Below are 18,872 nucleotides of genomic sequence, written 5' to 3' on the forward strand. Positions count from 1 at the left end.
TGTTGCAAACAGTTATCTCCCGGTTGATCAGATACCGGCACCTTGATTATACTCTTCTTCAACCGACGATGAGTCATTCAAGAGCGTTTGCCAGAGCTGATCGGGCAATGCGTCGTACTTGAGACGATGCTCTTCGTGATGAACATGGGTAGCTGCTTCCAAATCGGCAATCCGCAGTTCGAGTTCAAGTATCTTATCGTGCAATCCGCGCAGCATCTCGCCTTCGGGGTCGGGTAATTGCTCAACCCGGCGCGACAGACCGGTTACCGGATCGCGACGCGCCACAATACGTGCCGGTACGCCCACGGCAGTCGAGTGCGGTGGCACGTCTTTGACCACAACCGCACCGCCACCGATACGGGCCCCTTTGCCAATCGTGATTGCGCCCAGCACAATCGCCCCGACGCCAATAACAACCTCGTCCTCAACTGTTGGGTGGCGCTTCCCGGTTTGCTTCCCGGTCCCCCCCAACGTCACCCCTTGATAGAGCATCACCCAATCGCCGATCTCGGTTGTTTCGCCAATCACCACCCCCATCCCGTGGTCGATGAAAAATCCGCGGCCAATGCGGGCGCCGGGATGAATTTCAATCCCGGTGAGAAACCGGTTTATCTGCGAAATCAGGCGCGGGATGAAAGGAATGTTGCGGCGGTAAAGGGCATGGGCCAGGCGGTGCAGAATAATGGCATGCAGTCCTGGATACAGCAATACCTCGGCCAGATTACGGGCAGCAGGATCATTGCGAAAAATGGCGCGAATATCATCGCGCAATACACACAGTGCATGTGAAATACGCATCGACTTACCCCGTAATAAACTAATGAACAAACAGGACGCAAACAGACACAAGGGGGAACAGTGCGCAGGTAGGTGCGCGTCAGCGCATATGCAGAAGGGGCGCTACCAGATCAGGCAGCACCCCTAACGACAGTAGCAGGCAACAAGAGGAGAAAATGGCGAAGGGATACGGAAAGCCGCACCCTGAATGATGGCGTGTTGATGCGAACGGGTGCGGCACAGCGGCGTGCAGTGTGATGTGAAAGAATGTCTAATCGTCACCGGTGTCACTCTTTGTATCACTCTTATTGTCCTTGCCGGCGTCGCTACTCGCCACCGAGCCACTGCTCGAACCACGGCTGTCGGTAATATACCATCCCGAACCTTTAAAGACAATCCCTGCCGGTTGAATGACCCGGCGGACCCGACCGGCCTGTCCACAGCGGCAGACGGTCAGTGGTTCGTCTTTGAAGCTCTGGAATTGTTCAAACTGTTTGCCACATGCATCGCAAGCGTACACGTAGGTCGGCATAGCGCTGTTCCTACCTCCCTTTGATTATTGTTTGATGTATCACACAAGATATTTTACTCCAGAATACCAGGACACGCAATAAGAGGAGTGTTAGCGTTGTCTTATTGCAGGAACGATGTACTGTTATCGCTGTCCGGCGTGGTGTTACATGAGCACCTGATAGCAATACCAGAACAGAACACCCAGATTGACAAATACCACCAGCCAAAATACTCGTTGATACGACGCCTTCCGATTCTTGTGCGAAAGATACCACTGCGCAACCAGTGCGCCGGGCCAGCCACCAAGCAGTTCGAGCAGATGCAGGCTTCGTTCGGGGATGCGACGTCGGCCCTGGCGGGCGTTGATTTTGTCGAACTCGTAGGCGATGAAAGTGATACTGCTGAAAAGTGCATAGATGATCAGTAGCAGCGGCGAGATACCGCCGATGAAGGTGATGAGAGCCAGTGCAGCGAAGAAGCTCCCACTCACCAGCAAGGTGACAACAACGAATGATACCGGTTCATTACCGAAGCGGACATCGATGGCCTGCACCCTGCCCTTGTCGTCGTTGCCAAGGGCATAGGTAACGGAAGTATTGAGTTCTGGACGCCGTTGCCGATCAGCGAGATGACGGATATGAAAGAAGACTCTATCTCGACCATTGTCAGACTCAATAAATCCGTACCCTTTATCGTCTTTCCAGACAACAATTTTTCCTTTGTGACGCTTTGCCATGACGAAAACCTCTGCGTTGTTACCAGTGCTTCCCGGTTATGTGAAAGCAAGAAACCAGTTTTTATGCGCCTGGCGGTTGAGAGCAGTGGTGGTCAAGGCAAGCTTCCCGGTTATGTGAAAGCAAGAAACCAGTTTTTATCCAGTATAGTGGGCATTCGTACCGTTATGTATCCTTGAGCGCAGAGCTTAATTCATAAAAGCCATACTGTCGTGCTACCAGTCTGCCGTTATGGCAGCGAAGAGTGCTGACAACCATCGCCAGTACATCACTCGCCGGATTAGCTGCGTTGCACGCTTGTCATGTGCGTGTTGCGTTGTTTGGAATACGGTAGTCACACTGCCACACCTGCTGTGCTTTATGCCGTGCGCGTGTCACACCGTTCACCCTGCTGATCACGGTGATGCTGTGTGTGCTCGTCGCGATCTTGTAGTCTGTCGGTAATTAATGAGATAACTTCTAGTCAGGCCAGCTCTTGCACGGCATGTTGCTGCGTTGTCCGCGATGAACCAACGCCTGGTGGAGCGGACTTCTCGCAGCACTCATTCCATTCCCTGTCACCAGGGGCATGTACCGGCACAGGTACGCGCTGCACCTGCCGATGCACACGGTTTGGAGTGCGCTCCGGCTAGCCTGCCCAGGAAACCGCATGTACGCCGGTGGGTGATACCACGTGCGTAGCAGAAACGCCGTTCTCCTCTGTGCGCAGGTGACGCTAGATGAATACCAGGAACTGGAACAGTACGGCCAGCGTTCTCGGCCTCTGTGCGCAGGTTACACTGATGTGAAGCTGCGATCATGAGCGATGACTTCTATGAAATCGAATTGGATATGATCTTCCTCTTCAGCAACGGCCAGCCCCTGTGCAGGCAAAAAAATCACAGGGGCGCATGCCCTACGCCCCTGAAAACACTCTCTCGCTGCCCGTGAAGCCGTTGCTACACGATCACAGAGTCTTGCTGATAGACCCCAAACACTTCACGCAGCACATCACACATCTCGCCGAGTGTACAATACGTCCGTACACACTCAAGGATTGCCGGCATCATGTTCTCGTTCCCCTGAGCAGCGGCGCGCAACTCAGCCAGCCGGCGAGCGACCAGCGCCTGATCTCGTTCACGTCGCACCCGATTTAGACGCTCAAGATGACGCTTCTCGCCCTCCGGATCCATCTGCAAGATCGGAATCGTCAGCGGCTCATCATCCTGGAACGCATTCACGCCCACAATAATGCGCTCCCCACGGTCGCTCTCTTGCTGATAGCGATAGGCAGCATCGGCAATCTCGCGGTGGTAGTAGCCGTTGCGGATCGCCGCAATCACCCCACCCTGGGCATTAATCGCGTCAAAGATTTGCTGAGCTTCACGCTCCATGCGATCTGTTAACGCTTCGACGAAATAGCTACCGCCAAGTGGATCAACTGTATTGGCAACACCACTCTCGTAGGCAATAATCTGCTGCGTGCGTAGGGCAATCGTTACCGCCTTTTCCGACGGCAACGCCAGTGCCTCATCCATCGAGTTGGTATGCAGGCTTTGTGTGCCACCGAGCACGGCTGCCAGCGCCTGGATCGCCGTGCGGACAATGTTGATCTCAGGTTGCTGGGCAGTGAGCGAACAGCCGGCGGTTTGGGTGTGGAAGCGCAGCCACCACGAACGCTCATTCTTTGCGCCGTAGCGTTCACGCATCGCCCGCGCCCAAATGCGCCGGGCAGCGCGATACTTGGCAATCTCCTCGAAGAAGTCATTGTGGGCATTGAAGAAGAAGCTGATCCGGGGGGCAAATTCATCAATATCGAGACCCCGCTCCAGCGCTGCTTCAACGTAGGCAAAGCCATCGGCCAGCGTAAACGCCAGCTCTTGCACGGCAGTGCTACCGGCCTCGCGGATGTGATACCCACTCACGCTAATCGGGTTCCATTGTGGTACATGGCGAGCGGCAAATTCGATGGTATCGACCACCAGCCGCATGCTCGGTTCAGGGGGGAAGATATATTCGTTCTGGGCAATGTATTCCTTCAGAATATCGTTCTGAATCGTACCCCGCAACTGGCTCCACGGAATACCGCGCTTTTCGGCCACCACCAGATACATGGCCCAGATCATCGCCGCCGGCGAATTGATGGTCATTGAGGTGCTGACCTGATCCAGCGGCAGATCGGCTAGCAAAATCTCCATGTCGGCCAGTGACGAGACAGCAACCCCACACTTCCCAAATTCACCTTCAACCAGCGGATGATCCGTGTCACGCCCGTACAACGTCGGCATGTCAAACGCAATTGATAATCCGGTCTGCCCTTGCTCGAGCAGATACTTGAAACGGGCATTTGTCTCCTCGGCGCTGCCAAAACCAGCAAACATGCGCATCGTCCACAATTTGCCGCGATAGCCGGTTGGATGAATGCCCCGCGTGAACGGATACTGACCGGGGTAGGTAATGTTGCGCAGGAAGTGGTCGGTTGGTGATCCGCCATCACGGGTGAGATCGAGAGGGGTGTAGAGACGCTCAATTGGCGCACTACTGGTTGTCATAAAGGGGCCAGACCGTTCAGGTGTGCGGCGCAAGGCCGGCCAGAGGCACTGCTGTTCCCATTGTTCGTGGGCGGCAGCGAGCTGCTCGATGTCAGACATCATCGTCCCTCCTGACTGAGAATGGTAGATTGCCGAAGCGCACTCTGTGCGCGTATACTTCTATTGTACAACGGAGTCGTCAATAAGCGAACGTGCCAGCGCAATCGCTCCAACCGATTGTGCTCCGGCTCTGCGCAGGGCAGTTGCGCAGGCAGTCAGGGTTGCCCCGGTGGTAAAGACATCATCAACCAGAATAAGATGTGGTGGTGGGGGTGTTGGCTGGTTCCAGGCGAAGGCACCAGCAACGTTTGCAGCGCGGGCATTGGCCGCCAGCCTGGCCTGGCGTTGGGTAGAGCGTATTCGTACCAGTCCCTCAATCAATGGCGGCCCACCGGCTTGCCGAAGGCGGCCTGCAAGCTCGGCGGCCTGATTGAAACCACGTTCACGTAATCGGTTGCGGTGCAACGGCACCGCAATCAACGCATCAGCCACCAATGGTCCGGCAGCCGCAGCCAGCAGATCACCCAGGACATGGGCCACCCGTCGCCGCCGACCATACTTGAGCTGGTGAATGGCTGAGATCAGCGCACCTTCATACCGAAACGCCACCCAGGCCCTGTCGAGGCCGGCAGGCGGCGGAAAGGGTGGGAAAGGCCGTAGTCGTTTACGGCAGGCGGCACAGAAGAGATCGCCGGTCAACCGCTGACAACCGGCACAACGGTCGGGAAAGAGCCAGTTCAGCACACGGTTGAACATAGCTGGCGTAGCGTGAGACATGGTCTGCTCCTGTGGTCAATTGAGCCATCAATCCAAACCGGTCAGGGTGCCGGTACCGAGATGCGAGATCGTCTATTGCGCTCACTCATCAGACATACGGTAACATACTCCTGTATATATAACCGTTCTGCGAGGCGAAAAGGTACACCGTTATGGCCCAAACAAAATTGACCAACGCTACAATCCACACGCCAAAGCGTAAAGGGCAACTACCAACCAAAATCTGCACCGTTTGCGGACGACCCTTTGAATGGCGCAAAAAGTGGACACGCTGCTGGGCCGAGGTACGCTACTGTTCAGAGCGCTGTCGGCGCGAGAGTCGCCGTTCACGGGTATGAAGGGGTCATTGCGGTGTCCACGCCACCCGTTGGTGAGGCAACCCACCATCTGGAGTTCGGTGGACACCTGATATTCTCTGTTGGCGCTCCCTGGTGGCAATAATTGCGGTGTCATTCTGCCAGCCGGAGTGAAAGCGGAATATGATGTTCCGACCTGCGTGATTGAATGGAAGTGTGACTCCGTACTCCAAACACCGGAGACGTGAATTGGTCGGCGAGTGTCGGCAGGGTTGTCAGACACGGGTTTTGGGCGAGCCGGCGGCTCGCGCTCCCAGGGTGATGGGAAGTGAGAATGCTGCTTCCCGATCGGTCTTGCAAGAGATGCGCTGAAGCGTAGGGTGGTTTCAACCTGTCGGTTACGTGGTAGAGTGATTGAGAACTTGTTTCATACTTGTTTCATAAAAGCTGTGCGTACCATCACGCACTGGATGGGTTGCCTTGCCCGCTCGTCATGCGCGTGTCGCACGTTTGGAGTGCGGCGGCATGGCTGCCGCACCAGTCGTGCTCACGATCCGGCGCGTGACACGCCGTTGCCCCCACTGCTCACGGGGGGGCTATATGAGAGCGTTACAATCACAGAGTCGGTCAGGAATGAGATAACGTCTCGTAGAGGTTTTTTGAAACAGGCTCTAGCAAGAGAGGGCGGATAGGAGTGAGGTGTGTTGGACAGTTCGCTCCATCACTCGGCCTACCGGACACTACTGCTTTGTCGCTCCGCTCCACCATCGACCGATGAATCGGTGCATTCCATGGATTGGTATCACGCAGCATGGCCGATACGGAAGCCTGGTTGCCGTACTCCAAACACCGGCGACGCGAATTGGTCGGCGATTGACAGCAAGGGTTAACGGACACGGATTTTGGGTGCGCTGGAGGCGCACGCTCCCAGGGTGGCGGCGCTGAAGGCTCGCATGTCCAAGGGGATGGAGCCAGAGGCTCGCACGCCCAGGCTCACAGGTGAACAGAACATATCAGCTAACGCATCAGGATGCTCTGGAGCAGACCTCTGTCGTCCCTCTCTCGCGTGCGCTATGCATTACCCACATGTCACTCAGCAGCTGGTATGACCCCTCATAGCGCATTGTGCTGGACACGGCGCATCGTTCGTCACGCACACCAGGCGGTTATGGGTTCCGCAGCGTCCTGCTTTCCACCGCCAGGCCAGCCCTGCGCTCGTGCGGGCTGACGCTCGCCCTCACGACGTGGCAGCCCCGCTGAGTCTACTCATGCGTGCGTATGGCGCCTGCTTCCCACCAGCAGGCCAGCCTCGAAGGGGCTTCAAGGAAGTGAGGCAGGGTTTTAACCCGCTGGCTCTTGTTGGCCGCCCAAACGTTGAAACTGCCGACTCGCCGCCCTTCACCTCCTCTTTCCCACATACGCTCGCATGTATCGCCCGTCGCGCAATGGGCATAGCGATAGCGGACGTTCTCGTCACGATGATCGGGCTGGTCAATGATGAATGAGATGGCTTGACAAACAAGCTCTGTCTACCCTGACCGGCGACTATCCCTTGCTCGCTGCACCATTTGCCATTCGCTGATCAGCGTGGCTGCCTGTTCGTTGGTGAGCTGAGCAACCGGAGCCTGAAACCGACGCTGTGCTTCGGCGTCGGGATCGAGTGAGAGATCACGGGCCAGTGAAGCAATGGCGTTGCGCTGCTTATCAGTGATTGGCTGATTTGCGTAGCGAGCGCGCTCTTCGGCGATGACAACCCGCTGGTGTTCATCACTCAGACGCTTTAACTCATCGATGAAGGCTGATGCCTGGCCTTTGTTGAGCGAGACCAGATCATAGCCATGCTGTTGGGCGAAGCTGGCGAGTTGCTCACCCGACCAACCCAATGCTTGTTGCAGGGCAGCGATGAAGTTGCGCTGGCGCTCACTGGCTGGCGCATCAGGATCGCGCACCGTAATGGCCGTTGCCGGCGTGTATTGCTCGCGGATGTGGGCGATCTGCTGCTCGACAGCTTCGCGCTGGCTGCGAAAAATACGCCAGCCGAGATCAACTGCCTGCTGAACCATTTGGTCATCAGCATCAATTGGCAGGGTAATGGTCTCTTCGATGGTGATAAAGTCGTCGCCGAGTTTGATTGCTGTGCGATAGGTGCGGGTGACGCTGCGTTCGCTCTGTGGTTTGGCCGGCATGGCTTCCTCCTCTAACTCTCCGTACCGATTCGTCCCTATGCGCCTGGTGGCTATTGTTGTGCAATGCCGGCGCTAACATTATTATAGCACAAATGTTCAATTTTTGTCAATCTTGAGATTTCCGGTTACAATGCTCGTAATAACCGAAGTGCATTGTTACTATAGAGGAACGTTATGTACGATCTCCTTGTTCAACGCGCTGACGTCCTTCAGATCGCCAACGGCGTTCCCTCTGTGCTGCCGCAACACGATATTGCCATCACCGATAGACGTATCGTTGCCATTGCTCCCAACATTAGCCCCGGTCTTGCTCGTGAAACCCTGGCCGCCGATGGTCTGCTCGCTATCCCCGGTCTGATCAATAGTCACGCCCACACCGCGATGAGTCTGTTTCGCGGTGTCGCCGAAGATGTTCCCATCGAAGAGTGGTTCAACGGCATTATCTGGCCGCTGGAGACCAACCTCACCCCTGAAGATGTTTATTGGGGCACATTGCTCGGTCTGGCTGAAATGATCGAAGCGGGAGTGACCTGCGTCGCCGATCATTACTTTGCCATGGACGCAATTGTCCAGGCGGTGCAGGAGTCAGGGATGCGAGCGCTGCTGGCCTGGACGATCTTTTCTGGGGCTGACGAAAACGACCAACTGAGCCAGGCACGTCAGTTTGTCGAGCAGTGGCACGGTGCTGAGGCAGATCGGATTCGGGTCTGGATGGGGCCGCATTCACCGTATACCTGCACACCATCGTTGCTGCGGCGGGTGGCCCAGACAGCGCGTGAACTCGGCGTCGGTATCCATATTCACCTTTCCGAAACCGCAGCCCAGGTCGCCCAGAGTTTTGCTACCCACGGCTGTTCACCAGTCTCCGTCGCCCGCAACGCTGGCCTGTTCGATGTACCAGCCCTGGCAGCGCACGTTGCTCACGTGTCGCCAGACGATATTGCGACCCTGGCAGCCCATGGCGTAGCTGTGGCCGTAACGCCGAAAACCGAGATGAAACTTGGGATTGGCGTTGCGCCAACGCTGGCAATGCGCGAAGCCGGGGTTACCGTTGCGCTCGGTAGTGACGGTGCGGCGAGCAATAATACCTACGATATTCTGGAATCAGCTCGTCTGCTGGCTCTGCTCGAAAAGCTACGCCAGGGTGATGCCCGTTGTCTGCCAATCGGAACTACGCTCGAACTGGCTACCGGCGCCGGTGCCCGTGCGTTGCAATGGGATGGGATCGGTGTCTTGCAGGTTGGTACCCGTGCCGATCTTGCGCTGGTACAATGCGCAACTGCGCATACGCAGCCGCTGCACAACCCGGCAGCAGCGTTGCTCTACAGTTCGCAGGCTGCCGATGTTGATACGGTGATCGTTGATGGTCGTATCCTGATGCACAGGCGTACCCTGCTTACCATCGATAAGCCACGAGTGTTACGCGAGGTGGCTGCGCGGATCGAGCGTCTCACCCAACGTCAGGGCGAACGACGGATTGCGACGTACCCTGAAGCGCAGGCGAGCCGGTAGCCGGGTAGATGATATCTAATGACAGAGTCGATATGCCGATCCCCGATTTTCAGACGATCATGCTGCCCATGCTACGGGTAATGGCCGATGGTCAAGAGCACCCGATCCAGGATTTGTTGGATCGTCTCGCTGAGATATTTTCGCTAAGCGAAGAAGAGGTACGGGAATTGCTGCCGGGCGGTAAGCAACCCGTGTTTTATCATCGCGTCGGCTGGGCCAGAACGTATTTAGCCAAAGCAGGGCTGATCGAAACAACCCGTCGTTCATACTACCGCATTATTGCTCGTGGTCAGCAAGTTCTTCAACAAAACCCTTCGCGAATTGATATAAGATTTCTGGAACCATTCCCTGAATATCTTGAGTTTCGGCGAAGACCCAAATCAACAATCTTTGAAGAGAAAGAACAAACACCTGAAGAGGTTCTTGAAGATGCCTATCAAGAGATTAGAAATAACCTGGCTCAAGAATTGCTCAAACTGGTAAAGCAAAGCCCTCCGGCGTTCTTTGAACGGCTTGTTGTTGAATTACTCGTAAACATGGGGGATGGTGGCTCGCGGCGTGATGCCGCAAGGGCCGTTGGCCAGGTTGGAGATGAAGGAATCGATGGTATCATTGATGAAGATCGGCTGGGTCTTGATACGATTTATATTCAAGCCAAACGGTGAGATAACGTTGTTGGCCGTCCAGAAATTCAAAAATTTGTTGGTGCTTTGATGGGAAAGCGAGCAAGGAAAGGTATTTTCATCACAACGTCTACTTTCTCGGCTGAGGCTATTAATTATGTTGCAAATATTGATACGAAGATCGTCCTGATTGATGAAAAACGTTTAGTGGAGCTTATGATCGACTACGATGTAGGCGTCACAACCGTCTCCACGTATCAACTCAAGCGAGTTGACTCCGACTATTTTGGGAATGGATAACGTCTAAACCATTGTCTACCATCACGATTGCTCAGCGAAAAACACACAGACTCAACTCGCCTGAGCGATCTCTCGCCCAGACAAGACCAGCAGACAACGTATATCTGCATGTACTACCGTATAAGCATCGTCGCGCCACAAATCAGACCTCCTGCCAATACTATCACGAGCAGATGAAGCCAGAGTGGGCTTCCGGCCAGGAGGAAAGATATGGCTACCGCAACGGTGCCAACGATAACACCAATAATGATGGCTTCACGTTCCAGAACGCTGAACATATCAATCATCGCTCTCGTTCACCAACATCGCGCCCCTGATCGAGCGAGTAGCTGCCGTAATCCTGCGTAGGTGGTTCAGCCGCTTTCTTCACAATCACGCCAATCTGGATTAAAAACCAGAAGATATCTGAGCCAATCAAGGCAACTACGATCAAGCCACCAATAATAATTGCGATCAAAAACAACGTGCTCATGGTTTTCTCCCCTGACTATGACACTATACAATATGGCAGGTAGTTTTAGCGGAGATGCGGGAATTATCCCTTGCTTATGATACGAGTGAATAGCAGGCAACGTTGCAAAAGTTCTGACCGGGCCACCAGATCGGTGCCTGACATTGATTTGCAAACAATAACGTGAGCAGTTCTGCGCTCTGCTGTTAGCGGCAAACGATGATTGTGGTATACTGACCCCAGGTATCGGGCATCTAATATCACCATACCATAGGGAAGGATGGTAGGGAGCCAGCATTGCGGCAGAAGGAAGCGTTATGAGTGAGTTGGGCGCACGTCTGCGACGGGCGCGGGAAGCGAACGGCATTTCACTGGCTCAGGCGGCGGCTGACACCCGCATTCTTCTGCAATCGTTGCAAGCACTAGAGGAGGGTGCGTTCGAGCGTTTGCCAGGAGATGTTGTTGCCCGTGGTTTTATTCGGAATTATGCCCAATACCTGGGGTTGTCCCCAGATGAGATGATTGAACTCTACCGGCGGGAACGTGGTGCTACCAACAAAATTCGGATTGTTCCGGCAACTAACCCTCCCCGCACTCGCATGTATGTGCTGCCCAGTTTTTTTGCTATCTTTTTCATAACCCTGACTCTGGTCGGTCTGGCCTATGTCGGCCTTAGTGCTCTTGGTCAAATTGGCGAGCGCGCCACCCCTTCAGCCGGCATCGCTCCCTCACCGACAATTGTGCCGCCTTCCCCACTGCCAACGCCCAGCCCACCACCGGCAACGGTCAGTTTCGTTGCTACGCCAACCCCTTCGCCGGTGGTTCTGACCCCGGTCACTTCACCTACCCCCGCGCCGGAAGCAACTCAGGCCGCGCCCATTGTGGTAGAAGTGCGGGTGCCCAGTGTGCGTGGTAACGAGAATTCCTGGGTACGGGTACAGGTTGACGGGAGTACAGTCTTTGAGGCGATCATGCGCACCGGCGAGCAACGCACCTTTACCGCCCAGCGTCGCGTCTTTATTCGGGCTGGAAATCCTACCGATGTGGAAGTGACGGTTAATGGGTTGCAACAGGGGCCGCTCGGCACCGTGCCCGGCCAGCCGGTCAACTGGTCATGGCCACCAAATTAGTACGTTCTAATAGGGAGGAAGTTCATGCCCGCCGAAAATAGCTTTGATATTGTGTCAGATTTCGATCAACAAGAACTGGTGAACGCGGTTGACCAAACCCTGCGTGAAGTTCAAACACGGTACGATCTGAAAGATGCTGGTGTCACAATCACCTTGACGAAAACAGAGCTGATCATTGAAGCTGACAGCGAGATGAGCTTGCGGAGTGTGCGTGATGTGCTGGAGACAAAAGCCCTGCGCCGCAAGCTATCACTTAAAATCTTTGACTACGGCAAACCCACCGATGCCAGTGGTGGACGGGTACGTCAGATCGTGACGCTACGTCGTGGTATCGATAGCGAGCTGGCAAAGAAATTGAGCAAGATGATCCGGGATCGTTTTCCCAAGGTTCAGCCCCGCATCCAGGGAGACTCACTGCGGGTTGCCGGGAAGAGCCGTGATGAATTACAGGCGGTAATCGCATTTCTCCGCGAACGCGAGGGCGAGATTCCGGTGCCGTTGCAGATGACCAATTATCGCTAGAACTTATGTCATAAAAGCTGTGCTGTCATTCACCCAGACGTTCTCCACAGACGCATGAATGCTTGCCAATCACCAACGCCGGCATATTCTGCTGCCGGTAGGGCAGCGAGGAGAGCAGACAACCGTCTCCGCTCAATCATGCGTTGGATTGGCTTCCTTACCCGCTCGCTATGCTCGTGTCACAGCGTTTGGCGTGCGGCAGCCGTGCTGCCGCAGCAGCCGTGCCCGCGATCCGACTCATGTCACTCCGTTGATCCGGCCGATCATGAGGATGCCGGGTGCGCTTGTCACAATCATGGAGCCTGGCATATGTTTGAAATAGGTTCTAACCATATGCCCTGGCGGTGTCCGGTGTGATCCTCCTTATACCTTCATGCTCAGCGGAGGTTGTGCGCGAGCACGGTAAAAACCCTCTCACCAATTGCACGGGCGACCGGCATTGGTACACGCTCGCGCTGAAACTCGATCTATAATGGAACGAGAGGATTCTGTATCCTTTTGCAAGAATATACAGCTATTATCGAGAATACAACCAATGAAATATCACATCGTTACGCTGGGATGCCCCAAAAATGCGGTTGATAGCGAGGGAATGGATGGGCTGCTCAGCACACAGGGTCATCAGGCAGTTGCTTCGGCTGAGGAGGCCGATGTTATTATTGTCAACACCTGTAGTTTTATCGCGGCTGCGCGTGCCGAAACCCTTGGTGTCCTGAAAGAACTGGCCGGGCGGAAGCGTCCTGGTCAACGGCTTATTGCCGCCGGTTGTATGGCGCAGAGCCATCCTCACGAGGTGGCAGGTGTGCACGGTGTAGACGCAACGCTGGGTACGCAGCAGTGGACGCAGATCAACACGCTGGTCGGGCAACTGGAACGCCCGGTGATTCCGTTGACGCCAGGGCAATCGGTGACCACCATTCCATTGACGACGACCACAAACGGTCAGCCGACCTCGTATGCTGATTGGCGCACGACACAAATTCGTCGCACGCATCAGACGCCTTCTGCCTACCTCAAAATCTCCGATGGCTGCAACCTGCGCTGCGCCTTCTGCACAATTCCCAGTTTCAAGGGCGATATGCGCTCGAAGCCGGTTGGTGCAGTGCTGGCGGAAGCGCAAGAACTGGTTGCCAGAGGCGTGCGGGAGATTGTGCTGGTTGCGCAACATCTGACTGACTACGGGCGTGATCTTGGTTTGAAAGACGGTCTGGCAAGGCTCCTGGCCGAGTTGTGTCAGGTAACACCTCCAGAGACCTGGATCCGCTTGATGTACGCCTACCCGCACGGTATCAGCGAGCGTCTGATTGCTACAATGGCCAGCTACCCTCAAATCTGCCACTACCTTGATATGCCGCTGCAACACGCGCATCCGGCTACGCTACGTCGTATGCGCCGGCCACCGGATACCGACCGCACCCTGCGGATCATTGCCGAACTCCGCGCTGCAATGCCCGATATTGCCATCCGTTCAACATTCATTGTTGGGTATCCTGGCGAAACCACGGCTGAATTCCACGCCCTGCTGGAGTTCTTGCAAACTGCCCAACTCGACCGGGTTGGTGCCTTTCGCTACTCGCGCGAACCAGGGACACCGGCTTCCGAATTGCCCGATCAGGTACGCCCCCAGGTCATCGAGCGGCGCTGGCACGAGCTGATGCGTCTGCAACAAACCATCTCCTACACGCGCAATCAGCGTTGGGTGGGGCGAACGATCAAGGTGTTGATCGAAGGGAATGGTACGGCAGATGATGGCAGTGCGCTGAGTATCGGGCGCTCGTTCCGTGATGCACCAGAAATTGACGGTCAGGTGTTTGTCTGGGGCAACTATCCAGCGGGTACAATGATACCGGTACAGGTTACCCAGGCGACTGCGTATGATTTGTGGGGAGAGGAGCTTGGGTAGATGAACAGCAGTGAGTGGCGTGGATGTTAATCCACGCCACTCACCGATTGGGAAAATGATTACTTTGATCCGTTTAACTGCTGACTGATCTCACGCTGGAGGCGACGCAATTCGGCAGGATTATTTTTGGCCAGATAATCAACCATGTACGAAATGGCAGTATCGCTATAATCATCAAGTAAGCCATCCAGAACCTGTCGTACAACCAGATTAACAAATTCATCTTCAGAGATAACCGGGGTGTACACGTATGCCAGCCCGTCTCGCTCACGATTCAAGACACCCTTATCGGCCAGGCGACTCATGGTAGTCATAACGGTTGTGTACGCAATGTCGCGCTGTTGGGCCAGCTTCCGATGTACCTTTTTCACTGTGCTCGATCCCTCTTGCCAGAGAATCTGCATAATCTCTGTCTCGAGTGGACCCAGGACCTTAACCAGACCATCTTTCGTCGGGCTGAAGCGGAAACGCAGGTTGAACGCCATACAACACCCCTTTACGCGCATCAATGGTAACGACAGCTCATCACTTCCTGAGAGCGAGTGTACGGCGTTGCCTGCGTTTCGAGAAGAGGAAAACATTACACAGCGATGACTCATCGGTAGTACTATTTCTTGCTTATTCATACGACAAATCGTCGTATCCGGCTGTTAGAATTGTAAACCATTTGTAATGAATATGACAGCAACCCAAGACGTTCGTTATCAAATTCAGGCGGAAATGCGTGCTGCATTTCCGGTGGTCGAAGGGCGGTTGAGCCGGTTTTACGCTATGCAGGAGTACCATCTCGGCTGGCGCAATGAGGATTTGACGCCGGCGGACGCCGATCCGGGCAAGTTGATCAGGCCACAGCTCGTATTACTGGCCTGTGCGGCTGCCGGTGGTGATCCGCACCAGGCATTGCCGCTTGCCGCTGGTATCCAGTTACTCCACGACTTCTCGCTCATCCACGATGACATTGAAGATGACAGTGCTATGCGGCGTGGGCGGCGCACGCTGTGGCACATCTGGGGTCTGGCGCATGGCATCAATGCCGGCGATGCCATGTTTGTCATCGCTCATCTGGCCATTCACCGCCTGAGCGAGCGTGGCTTGCCGGCAGAGCGGGTGTTATCGATTCTGCGTCGCTTCGATGAGATCATCCTCCGCATCTGCGAAGGCCAATATCTTGACCTCAGCTTTGAGGGCGATCTGAGTATTACCCCCACTGATTACCTGACGATGATCGGTGGGAAAACTGCCGCTCTCATTGCCGGCGCTGCGGAACTCGGTGCCCGTGCAGCCGGTGCTGACGGGGCGACGGTGGCAGCACTGGCCGATTTTGGGCGAGCGGTTGGCCTGGCCTTCCAGATCGAAGACGATATTCTCGGTATCTGGGGTGCCCCAGAGCAGACCGGTAAACCGTTTGCTGCCGATCTCTACCGCCGTAAAGTCAGTCTTCCGGTTGTGCATGCGTTGACGCATAGTCCTGAACGTGAGCGCCTGGCTGCCCTCTACCGCCAGCCCACACTCGATGAGGCTGCTGTGATGGAGGCGATGGCTATTCTCGATGCGGCCGGATCACGTGCCTTCTGCGCTGCAATGGCAAATGAACACCACCAGGATGCCTTCAAAGCCCTGGATCGTCTGAATCCGGCTACCGCAGCGGCAGCCGTTGCCCGTGATCAGTTACGGTCCCTGACGCAACGTCTGATTGGGCGGCAGGGGTAGGCCGTCTCTCTGCCGTGGATGAGCGTGGACAGGACAGAGTCTGCGTCACTCGATGTTACCGGGTACATGAGCTAATCTGTTTCTCTAAAACTAATGACATGCTTGAATTTAGAACCCTCAACCGTCTTTTCAGCCGGCTGCAAATGTGATACACTATAGCCGTTACACAGCGTCACGTCGCCGCGAGAGTCCGTTCGTCCGTTTGAGGCCCGATCGACTCCCCCGTCCGCATGACCTCCACGCCTGAGGAACAGCACGCGGCGCTGTGGGCCGCCGTTCGCTCTGAGGCGAAGCGTCCGGTGTTTGTTTCGGAGGCGTGGTTTGTGGGCATTAGCCCCGTGAGTGACTGCGTTGAGCAACCAACGCGGAGGGAGTGGGACCGGAATGTACGTGAAGCTTTTTGTCGGTAATTTGGCCTGGAGCGTTGATGATGCAACGCTGGAGGCCTTCTTTCAGGACTACGGCGATGTACGTAGCGCACGGGTGATTAACGATCGTGAGACTGGTCGTTCACGTGGGTTCGGCTTTGTCGAGATGGAAGTCGCTGATGTAGCGACTGTGATCAGTCAGACGAACGGTCGTCCGATCAACGGGCGTGAGATTCGCGTTAATGAAGCCGAGGACAAGGGTTCCCGCGGCCCTCGTTCCGGTGGTGATCGCGGCGGCTTCGGCGGTCGGCGTTACTAACGCTTCCCTTCGGGCCGGTCGCGCCTCAACTGGCTCGTGAGCGGGATCCTCTGCCCCCTGTCATTGACAGGGGGTATGTTGTGTCAGGACATAGATTATGGTTGTCATCCTTTTCATCGCAGGCATTGTCCTGCTGGTCTTGGGGGCCGATCTACTGGTGCGTGGGGCAGCCAGTCTGGCTGCCGGCCTGGGTGTTTCTTCGCTAATTATTGGTCTGACGGTTGTTGCCATTGGTACGAGTTCACCGGAAATTGCGGTCAGCCTGCAAGCTGCCTTTAACGGCCAGGGTGCCATCACGCTTGGCAATATCGTCGGGAGCAATATTGCCAATGTGATGCTCATTCTCGGTGTAGCGGCTATGTTTGGCTCGCTGCCGGTTGATCGGCAGATTTTCCGCCGGGATTTGCCAATTATGATCGGCGCTTCCCTCCTTACCTTTTTGCTTGCCCTTGATCGCGCGTTATCGTGGGTTGATGGGATGATTATGCTTCTAGCCTTGATAGGCTATGGATGGACAATCTGGCCGCGACATAGCACCCACGAGACACCGCATCATGCTCGAACTACCCAACGGCACTGGCGGGCGATTGTTCTCCAACTGGCAATGGTCGTCGGTGGACTGGTATTACTCATTCTGGGTGCACGCTGGTTGGTTGATGGCGCAGTTACCTTCGCAAGCTGGTTTGGTGTGAGTGAGTTGATTATCGGGTTAACGATTGTCGCTGTGGGCACCTCACTCCCTGAGATTGCGACATCGGTGATCGCCGGGTTACGGGGCGAACGTGATATTGCGGTTGGGAATGTGATTGGAAGTAATATTCTCAATCTGCTGCTTGTGCTGAGCACAACGATGATCCTATCGCCACAACCGATTGCCGTGCCTGAAGCAACGATCTGGCTTGACTTGCCGGTCATGCTTGGGGCAGCGATCATCTGCTGGCCAATTTTCTTTACTCGCCGAATGGTATCGCAACGGGAAGGTAGTCTCTTACTGGTCTATTATCTGAGCTATACGCTGTATCTGGTCTTGCAGGCAACCGGTAGCACCGGATTACCGATCTATACTACAGTTGTAGGTCTGGTATTGATCCCTCTCACCGTCGCTCTGTTGGTTGTTCGAGCCTTACGCTGGCTGGGGGAAGAGCGTCGCCAGCGTCAGCTTTCAATGAATGCTTCGGAATAGATGCGCGCCTTTTACTCTGATACATTTGTCTTGCCACTACCGCCAGGGCACCGTTTTCCGATGGAGAAGTATGCGTTGCTCCGTGAGCGGGTGTTGAGCGAGGGGATTGTAACGCCTGAGCGGTTGCACGTTCCCGAACCGGCCAGTATCACTGAGCTGTGCCGGGTGCATGACGCGAACTACGTTGAGCGGGTCATGCATGGACAATTGACCAGTGCTGAAATTCGGCGCATCGGTTTTCCCTGGTCGCCGCAGATGGTCGAACGCTCGCGGCGTTCGGTGGGGGCAACGATAGCCGCCTGTCGGGTAGCCCTGAGCGAAGGGGTCAGTGTGAATCTGGCCGGTGGTACCCATCATGCCTTCGCCGATGCCGGCGCCGGCTATTGCGTCTTCAACGATGCCGCAGTCGCCGCACGCACCATGCAGGCCGAAGGACGTGCTCAACGTATTGCCATCATCGATTGCGATGTACATCAGGGTGATGGCACTGCCGCCATTTTCAGTGATGATCCAACCGTCTTCACCTTTTCGATCCACTGTACTCGCAATTTTCCTTTTCGCAAGCAGCAGAGTGACCTGGATATTGCCCTTCCTGATGCTACCGGCGATATAGCCTATCTTGATGTGCTGGAGTTGGGGGTGCGCCAGGTTTTCGCAATTGCCCGACCTGACCTGGTGATCTATCTGGCCGGCGCCGATCCCTATTACGACGACCGGTTGGGTCGGTTGAGTCTGACCAAAGCCGGCCTGGCCGAACGCGACCGTCTGGTCTTTGGTTATTGTCAGGCGGCAGGTGTGCCGGTTGCGGTGACGATGGCTGGCGGCTATGCCCGTCAGATCAGTGACACGGTTGACATTCACACCCATACCATTGCCGCTGCGGCTGGTTTACGGTAATCTTTCCAAATCCCTGGCGTAGATGTTCTGATCCTGACATCCAAAATGGCAAAACCTTCGCACAGATAGATGAAGGCGCATGCACGGGCATGCACCGAACA

At 55.4% G+C, this 18,872-nt stretch carries 18 protein-coding genes and 1 pseudogene; 10 read left to right on the forward strand and 9 right to left on the reverse strand.

Annotation, left to right across the window (positions count from 1 at the left end; translation table 11 throughout):
- Positions 1–27: 27 nt before the first annotated feature.
- The 5 genes from epsC to VAE57_RS09040 all read right to left on the reverse strand — a co-directional run bounded on the left by epsC (position 28) and on the right by VAE57_RS09040 (position 5,371).
- Positions 28–798, reverse strand: coding sequence for a serine O-acetyltransferase EpsC (gene epsC / locus VAE57_RS09020; protein ID WP_322821554.1), 771 nt, complete (start codon positions 796–798; stop codon positions 28–30).
- Positions 799–1,048: 250 nt separating this feature from the next.
- Entirely contained in the window at positions 1,049–1,309 is a 261-nt protein-coding gene (locus tag VAE57_RS09025; RefSeq protein WP_322821555.1) for an FmdB family zinc ribbon protein, read from the reverse strand.
- A 144-nt stretch (positions 1,310–1,453) separates the two neighbouring features.
- Complete coding sequence (locus VAE57_RS09030) at positions 1,454–2,026, reverse strand: DUF1294 domain-containing protein (RefSeq protein WP_322821556.1); 573 nt, start codon at positions 2,024–2,026, stop codon at positions 1,454–1,456.
- Between the two features lie 936 nt (positions 2,027–2,962).
- On the reverse strand, positions 2,963–4,657 hold the full coding sequence (locus VAE57_RS09035; RefSeq protein ID WP_322821557.1) for a methylmalonyl-CoA mutase family protein: 1,695 nt from the start codon (positions 4,655–4,657) through the stop codon (positions 2,963–2,965).
- 57 nt (positions 4,658–4,714) lie between these two features.
- A complete protein-coding gene (locus VAE57_RS09040; RefSeq protein WP_322821558.1) occupies positions 4,715–5,371 on the reverse strand; it encodes a ComF family protein in 657 nt (218 codons plus the stop codon).
- A gap of 152 nt (positions 5,372–5,523) precedes the next feature.
- On the opposite strand from VAE57_RS09040, the gene VAE57_RS09045 reads away from it, so the two are divergent.
- Complete coding sequence (locus VAE57_RS09045) at positions 5,524–5,709, forward strand: DUF2256 domain-containing protein (RefSeq protein WP_322821559.1); 186 nt, start codon at positions 5,524–5,526, stop codon at positions 5,707–5,709.
- 1,487 nt (positions 5,710–7,196) lie between these two features.
- Here VAE57_RS09045 and VAE57_RS09050 read toward each other — a convergent pair.
- The gene (locus VAE57_RS09050) at positions 7,197–7,853 is read right to left on the reverse strand and encodes a hypothetical protein (protein ID WP_322821560.1); all 657 of its coding nucleotides are present in this window, start codon (positions 7,851–7,853) and stop codon (positions 7,197–7,199) included.
- A 174-nt stretch (positions 7,854–8,027) separates the two neighbouring features.
- On the opposite strand from VAE57_RS09050, the gene VAE57_RS09055 reads away from it, so the two are divergent.
- Both VAE57_RS09055 and VAE57_RS09060 read left to right on the forward strand, forming a co-directional pair.
- Positions 8,028–9,365, forward strand: a complete 1,338-nt coding sequence (locus tag VAE57_RS09055; protein WP_322821561.1) for an amidohydrolase — start codon at positions 8,028–8,030, stop codon at positions 9,363–9,365.
- A 32-nt stretch (positions 9,366–9,397) separates the two neighbouring features.
- Positions 9,398–10,288, forward strand: a pseudogene (locus VAE57_RS09060) (restriction endonuclease).
- Between the two features lie 113 nt (positions 10,289–10,401).
- Here the strand turns inward: VAE57_RS09060 and VAE57_RS09065 are convergent.
- A complete protein-coding gene (locus VAE57_RS09065) occupies positions 10,402–10,575 on the reverse strand; it encodes a hypothetical protein (RefSeq protein ID WP_322821562.1) in 174 nt (57 codons plus the stop codon).
- Positions 10,572–10,760, reverse strand: a complete 189-nt coding sequence (locus tag VAE57_RS09070) for a hypothetical protein (protein ID WP_322821563.1) — start codon at positions 10,758–10,760, stop codon at positions 10,572–10,574. Before VAE57_RS09070 ends, VAE57_RS09065 begins: the two co-directional genes overlap by 4 nt.
- Positions 10,761–11,056: 296 nt before the next feature.
- Between VAE57_RS09070 and VAE57_RS09075 the strand changes: the two genes are divergently transcribed.
- The 3 genes from VAE57_RS09075 (at position 11,057) to rimO (ending at position 14,294) form a co-directional block, all read left to right on the forward strand.
- On the forward strand, positions 11,057–11,869 hold the full coding sequence (locus tag VAE57_RS09075; RefSeq protein ID WP_322821564.1) for a helix-turn-helix domain-containing protein: 813 nt from the start codon (positions 11,057–11,059) through the stop codon (positions 11,867–11,869).
- A gap of 24 nt (positions 11,870–11,893) precedes the next feature.
- Positions 11,894–12,391 carry a YajQ family cyclic di-GMP-binding protein gene (locus VAE57_RS09080; RefSeq protein WP_322821565.1) on the forward strand — a complete coding sequence of 166 codons (498 nt, stop codon included), beginning with the start codon at positions 11,894–11,896 and terminating at the stop codon, positions 12,389–12,391.
- 535 nt (positions 12,392–12,926) lie between these two features.
- On the forward strand, positions 12,927–14,294 hold the full coding sequence (gene rimO, locus VAE57_RS09085) for a 30S ribosomal protein S12 methylthiotransferase RimO (protein ID WP_322821566.1): 1,368 nt from the start codon (positions 12,927–12,929) through the stop codon (positions 14,292–14,294).
- 59 nt (positions 14,295–14,353) lie between these two features.
- Here the strand turns inward: rimO and VAE57_RS09090 are convergent, their stop codons facing one another.
- Positions 14,354–14,779, reverse strand: a complete 426-nt coding sequence (locus tag VAE57_RS09090; RefSeq protein WP_322821567.1) for a BlaI/MecI/CopY family transcriptional regulator — start codon at positions 14,777–14,779, stop codon at positions 14,354–14,356.
- Between the two features lie 193 nt (positions 14,780–14,972).
- On the opposite strand from VAE57_RS09090, the gene VAE57_RS09095 reads away from it, so the two are divergent.
- The 4 genes from VAE57_RS09095 to VAE57_RS09110 all read left to right on the forward strand — a co-directional run bounded on the left by VAE57_RS09095 (position 14,973) and on the right by VAE57_RS09110 (position 18,771).
- Complete coding sequence (locus VAE57_RS09095) at positions 14,973–16,004, forward strand: polyprenyl synthetase family protein (protein ID WP_322821568.1); 1,032 nt, start codon at positions 14,973–14,975, stop codon at positions 16,002–16,004.
- Between the two features lie 384 nt (positions 16,005–16,388).
- Entirely contained in the window at positions 16,389–16,691 is a 303-nt protein-coding gene (locus VAE57_RS09100) for an RNA recognition motif domain-containing protein (RefSeq protein WP_012257727.1), read from the forward strand.
- 97 nt (positions 16,692–16,788) lie between these two features.
- Complete coding sequence (locus VAE57_RS09105) at positions 16,789–17,874, forward strand: calcium/sodium antiporter (RefSeq protein ID WP_322821569.1); 1,086 nt, start codon at positions 16,789–16,791, stop codon at positions 17,872–17,874.
- The gene (locus tag VAE57_RS09110) at positions 17,875–18,771 is read left to right on the forward strand and encodes a histone deacetylase (RefSeq protein WP_322821570.1); all 897 of its coding nucleotides are present in this window, start codon (positions 17,875–17,877) and stop codon (positions 18,769–18,771) included. It begins immediately after the preceding gene.
- Positions 18,772–18,872: the final 101 nt, after the last annotated feature.

Origin of the sequence: Chloroflexus sp. (assembly GCF_034434295.1) — a bacterium.
GTDB lineage: Bacteria > Chloroflexota > Chloroflexia > Chloroflexales > Chloroflexaceae > Chloroflexus.

Bases quoted from the DNA above. Each gene is read 5' to 3' on its own strand.
- epsC (WP_322821554.1), bottom strand. From the start codon at position 798: ATGCGTATTTCACATGCACTGTGTGTATTGCGCGATGATATTCGCGCC.
- VAE57_RS09025 (WP_322821555.1), bottom strand. From the start codon at position 1,309: ATGCCGACCTACGTGTACGCTTGCGATGCATGTGGCAAACAGTTTGAA.
- VAE57_RS09030 (WP_322821556.1), bottom strand. From the start codon at position 2,026: ATGGCAAAGCGTCACAAAGGAAAAATTGTTGTCTGGAAAGACGATAAA.
- VAE57_RS09035 (WP_322821557.1), bottom strand. From the start codon at position 4,657: ATGATGTCTGACATCGAGCAGCTCGCTGCCGCCCACGAACAATGGGAA.
- VAE57_RS09040 (WP_322821558.1), bottom strand. From the start codon at position 5,371: ATGTCTCACGCTACGCCAGCTATGTTCAACCGTGTGCTGAACTGGCTC.
- VAE57_RS09045 (WP_322821559.1), top strand. From the start codon at position 5,524: ATGGCCCAAACAAAATTGACCAACGCTACAATCCACACGCCAAAGCGT.
- VAE57_RS09050 (WP_322821560.1), bottom strand. From the start codon at position 7,853: ATGCCGGCCAAACCACAGAGCGAACGCAGCGTCACCCGCACCTATCGC.
- VAE57_RS09055 (WP_322821561.1), top strand. From the start codon at position 8,028: ATGTACGATCTCCTTGTTCAACGCGCTGACGTCCTTCAGATCGCCAAC.
- VAE57_RS09065 (WP_322821562.1), bottom strand. From the start codon at position 10,575: ATGATTGATATGTTCAGCGTTCTGGAACGTGAAGCCATCATTATTGGT.
- VAE57_RS09070 (WP_322821563.1), bottom strand. From the start codon at position 10,760: ATGAGCACGTTGTTTTTGATCGCAATTATTATTGGTGGCTTGATCGTA.
- VAE57_RS09075 (WP_322821564.1), top strand. From the start codon at position 11,057: ATGAGTGAGTTGGGCGCACGTCTGCGACGGGCGCGGGAAGCGAACGGC.
- VAE57_RS09080 (WP_322821565.1), top strand. From the start codon at position 11,894: ATGCCCGCCGAAAATAGCTTTGATATTGTGTCAGATTTCGATCAACAA.
- rimO (WP_322821566.1), top strand. From the start codon at position 12,927: ATGAAATATCACATCGTTACGCTGGGATGCCCCAAAAATGCGGTTGAT.
- VAE57_RS09090 (WP_322821567.1), bottom strand. From the start codon at position 14,779: ATGGCGTTCAACCTGCGTTTCCGCTTCAGCCCGACGAAAGATGGTCTG.
- VAE57_RS09095 (WP_322821568.1), top strand. From the start codon at position 14,973: ATGACAGCAACCCAAGACGTTCGTTATCAAATTCAGGCGGAAATGCGT.
- VAE57_RS09100 (WP_012257727.1), top strand. From the start codon at position 16,389: ATGTACGTGAAGCTTTTTGTCGGTAATTTGGCCTGGAGCGTTGATGAT.
- VAE57_RS09105 (WP_322821569.1), top strand. From the start codon at position 16,789: ATGGTTGTCATCCTTTTCATCGCAGGCATTGTCCTGCTGGTCTTGGGG.
- VAE57_RS09110 (WP_322821570.1), top strand. From the start codon at position 17,875: ATGCGCGCCTTTTACTCTGATACATTTGTCTTGCCACTACCGCCAGGG.